The organism is Roseicyclus sp. (assembly GCF_052168335.1).
GTDB lineage: Bacteria > Pseudomonadota > Alphaproteobacteria > Rhodobacterales > Rhodobacteraceae > Roseibacterium.
The window spans coordinates 1-3506 of sequence record NZ_JBQLZP010000163.1 but is presented as its reverse complement, the minus strand read 5'-3'; the positions used below and the strand labels follow the sequence as shown (position 1 = coordinate 3506).

The window sequence follows — 3506 nt, the reverse complement described above, 5'->3', positions numbered from 1 at the left end:
GCCTCGCCGACGCGGTGGACGGGTTCTGCGAGGGGATCGCCTTCGACACCGCGCAGATGGGGCGCGTCTTCGGGCGCGCGCAGGCTCTCGGCCTGCCCGTGAAGCTCCATGCCGAGCAGCTCTCGAACATCGGCGGCGCGCGGCTGGCCGCGTCCTTCGGCGCGCTGTCGGCCGATCATCTGGAATACGCGGACGCGGGCGATGCGGCGGCGATGGCGGCGGCGGGGACGGTCGCCGTGATCCTGCCGGGCGCCTTCTACACGCTTCGCGAGACGCAGGTCCCGCCCGTCGCCGCCTTCCGCGCCCACGGCGTGCCGATGGCGGTGGCGACGGACTGCAATCCCGGCTCCTCGCCGATGACCTCGCTCCTCCTCGCGATGAACATGGCCGCGACGCTCTTCCGCCTGACGCCGGAGGAGTGCCTTGCGGGCGTCACGCGCCACGCGGCCCGCGCGCTCGGCCTGTCGGATGCCGGGATCATCGCGGCGGGGATGCGCGCCGACCTCGTGGTCTGGGACGTGGAGAGCCCGGCGGAGCTCACCTACCGGATCGGCTTCAACCCGCTATGGAAGCGGATCTTCGGAGGTGCCCTTTGATGCTCCTGACCCCCGGCGCCACGCGGCTCGACACGCTGGAGGCGATCTGGCGCGAGGGCCTCGCCGCCCGCCTCGTGCCCGAAGCGCTGAGCGCCATAGACGCGGCGGCGCAGATCGTGGCGCGCGCCGCCGCCGGGGGCGAGGCGGTCTACGGCGTGAACACGGGCTTCGGCAAGCTCGCCTCGGTCCGCGTGCCGCCGCAGGACACCGAGCGGCTCCAGCGCAACCTGATCCTGTCGCATTGCTGCGGCGTGGGCGAGCCGCTCGACGCGGCCACGACCCGGCTGATGATGGTGCTGAAGCTCCTCTCGCTCGGGCGCGGCGCCTCGGGGGTCCGGCGCGAGACGGTGACACTGATCGAGGAGTGCCTCGCGCGGGGCGTCACGCCGGTGATTCCGGCGCAGGGCTCGGTCGGCGCGTCGGGCGACCTCGCCCCCCTCGCGCACATGGCCGCGACGCTGATCGGCGAAGGCGAGGCGATGGTGGAGGGCGACCGGATGCCCTCCGCCGAGGCACTGTCGCGCGCGGGGCTGTCGCCGGTGGTCCTCGGCCCGAAGGAAGGGCTCGGCCTCATCAACGGCACGCAGTTCTCGACCGCCTGCGCGCTGACGGGCCTCTTCGAGGCCATGCGCAATCTCGAGGCCGCGGTCGCCGCCTCCTGCCTGTCCACGGACGCCATCATGGGCTCCACCGCGCCGCTCGAGCCCGAGCTTCACGCGCTGAGGGGCCATGCGGGCCAGATCGACGTTGCCCGCGCGATGCGCGCGGTCATGGAGGGCTCCGAGATCCGCGAGAGCCACCGCGAAGGCGATACGCGCGTGCAGGACCCCTACTGCATCCGCTGCCAGCCGCAGGTGACGGGCGCGGCGCTGGACCTGTTGCGCTTCGCGGGCCGGACGCTGGAGACCGAGGCGAACGCGGTCTCCGACAACCCGCTGGTCCTCGCGGACGGGCGGATCGTGTCGGGCGGGAACTTCCACGCCGAGCCGGTCGCCTTTGCCGCCGACCAGATCGCGCTCGCCATCGCCGAGATCGGCGCCATCGCGCAACGCCGCGTGGCGCTGATGGTGGACCCGACGCTCAGCTTCGACCTGCCGCCCTTCCTGACGCCGCAGCCGGGGCTGAACTCGGGCCTCATGATCGCCGAGGTCACGACCGCCGCGCTGATGAGCGAGAACAAGCATCTCGCCACGCCCTGCTCGACGGACTCGACGCCGACCTCCGCCAACCAGGAGGACCACGTCTCGATGGCCGCGCACGGCGCGCGGCGGCTGAAGCGGATGAACGAGAACCTGAGCGTGATCGTCGGCGTCGAGCTGCTCTGCGCCGCGCAGGGGGTCGAGTTCCGCGCGCCGCTGACGACGAGTCCGTGCCTCCGGCGGCTGATGGAGACCGTGCGCGGCGCCGTGCCTCCGCTGGCCGAGGACCGCTACATGGCGGGCGACCTCGCCCGCGCGGCCGACCTCGTGCGCGACGGCCATGTCTCGGGGGTCTGCGGCGTCCGCGACCTCCTCGCGGGCGGCGCATGACCCGCGTTCCGCCCCCTGCCCCCATGAGAGGATCGCCATGACCGAGAAAGTCCCCGGCCCCCGCCACAACATCCGCGATGTCACCCCCCCGACCGGCCCCGAGATCAGCGCCAAGAGCTGGCTGACCGAGGCGGCGATGCGGATGCTGATGAACAACCTCCACCCCGACGTGGCCGAGAACCCGCACGAGCTGGTGGTCTATGGCGGGATCGGTCGGGCGGCGCGGACATGGGACGACTTCGACGCCATCGTGGCGACGCTGAAGGACCTCGAGGCGGACGAGACGCTGGTGGTGCAGTCGGGCCGCCCCGTCGCGGTGGTGCGGACCCATGCGGACGCGCCGCGGGTCCTGATCGCGAACTCCAACCTCGTGCCGCACTGGGCGACCTGGGCGCATTTCAACGAGCTCGATCGCAAGGGCCTGATGATGTACGGCCAGATGACGGCGGGCTCCTGGATCTACATCGGCACGCAAGGCATCGTGCAGGGCACCTACGAGACCTTCGCCGAGGCGGGCCGCCAGCACTATGGCGGGAACCTCAAGGGCAAGTGGATCCTGACGGCGGGCCTCGGCGGCATGGGGGGCGCGCAGCCGCTCGCCGCCGTGATGGCGGGCGCGTGCTGCCTCGCCGTCGAATGCGACGAGACGCGGATCGATTTCCGGCTCCGCACCCGCTACCTCGACGAGAAGGCCCGAACGCTCGACGAGGCGCTGGCGCTGATCGCGGAGTGGACGCGGAAGGGCGAGGCGAAGTCCGTGGGCCTGCTCGGCAACGCGGCCGAGGTCTTCCCGGAACTCGTCCGGCGGATGAAGGCGGGCGGACCCCGCCCCGACATCGTCACCGACCAGACCAGCGCGCACGATCCGCTCCACGGCTACCTGCCGAAGGGCTGGACCGTCGCGGACTGGCGCGACCGGCAGGAGACGGACCCCGAGGGCGTCGAGGCCGCCGCGCGGGCCTCGATGAAAACCCATGTCGCCGCGATGGTGGACTTCTGGAACGAAGGTGTCCCCACGCTCGACTACGGCAACAACATCCGGCAGGTGGCAAAGGAGGAGGGGCTGGAGAACGCCTTCGCCTTCCCCGGCTTCGTGCCCGCCTACATCCGACCGCTCTTCTGCAAGGGCATCGGTCCCTTCCGCTGGTGCGCGCTGTCGGGCGACCCGGAGGACATCGCCGCGACCGACGCCGCGATGAAGCGGCTCTTTCCGGAGAACGACCACCTCCACCGCTGGCTCGACATGGCGGGCGAACGGATCGCCTTCCAGGGCCTGCCCGCGCGGATCTGCTGGATCGGGCTCGGCGACCGTCACCGGGCGGGGCTGATGTTCAACGAGATGGTGGCGTCCGGGGAGCTCAAGGCCCCCATCGTGATCGGG

Annotated in this window: 3 protein-coding genes; all 3 read left to right on the top strand. The window is 71.8% G+C overall.

All coding sequences use genetic code 11. The annotated features are described in order from the left end of the window. The coding region (locus ACTS11_RS05010) for an amidohydrolase family protein (RefSeq protein WP_442639246.1) at window positions 1–596 on the top strand (596 nt) is incomplete at its 5' end. Next, entirely contained in the window at window positions 593–2125 is a 1533-nt protein-coding gene (gene hutH, locus ACTS11_RS05005; RefSeq protein ID WP_442639245.1) for a histidine ammonia-lyase, read from the top strand. The genes ACTS11_RS05010 and hutH, both read left to right, overlap by 4 nt. Before the next feature lie 37 nt (window positions 2126–2162). Further along, a partial coding sequence (gene hutU / locus ACTS11_RS05000) for a urocanate hydratase (protein WP_442639244.1) occupies window positions 2163–3506 on the top strand: 1344 nt, incomplete at its 3' end.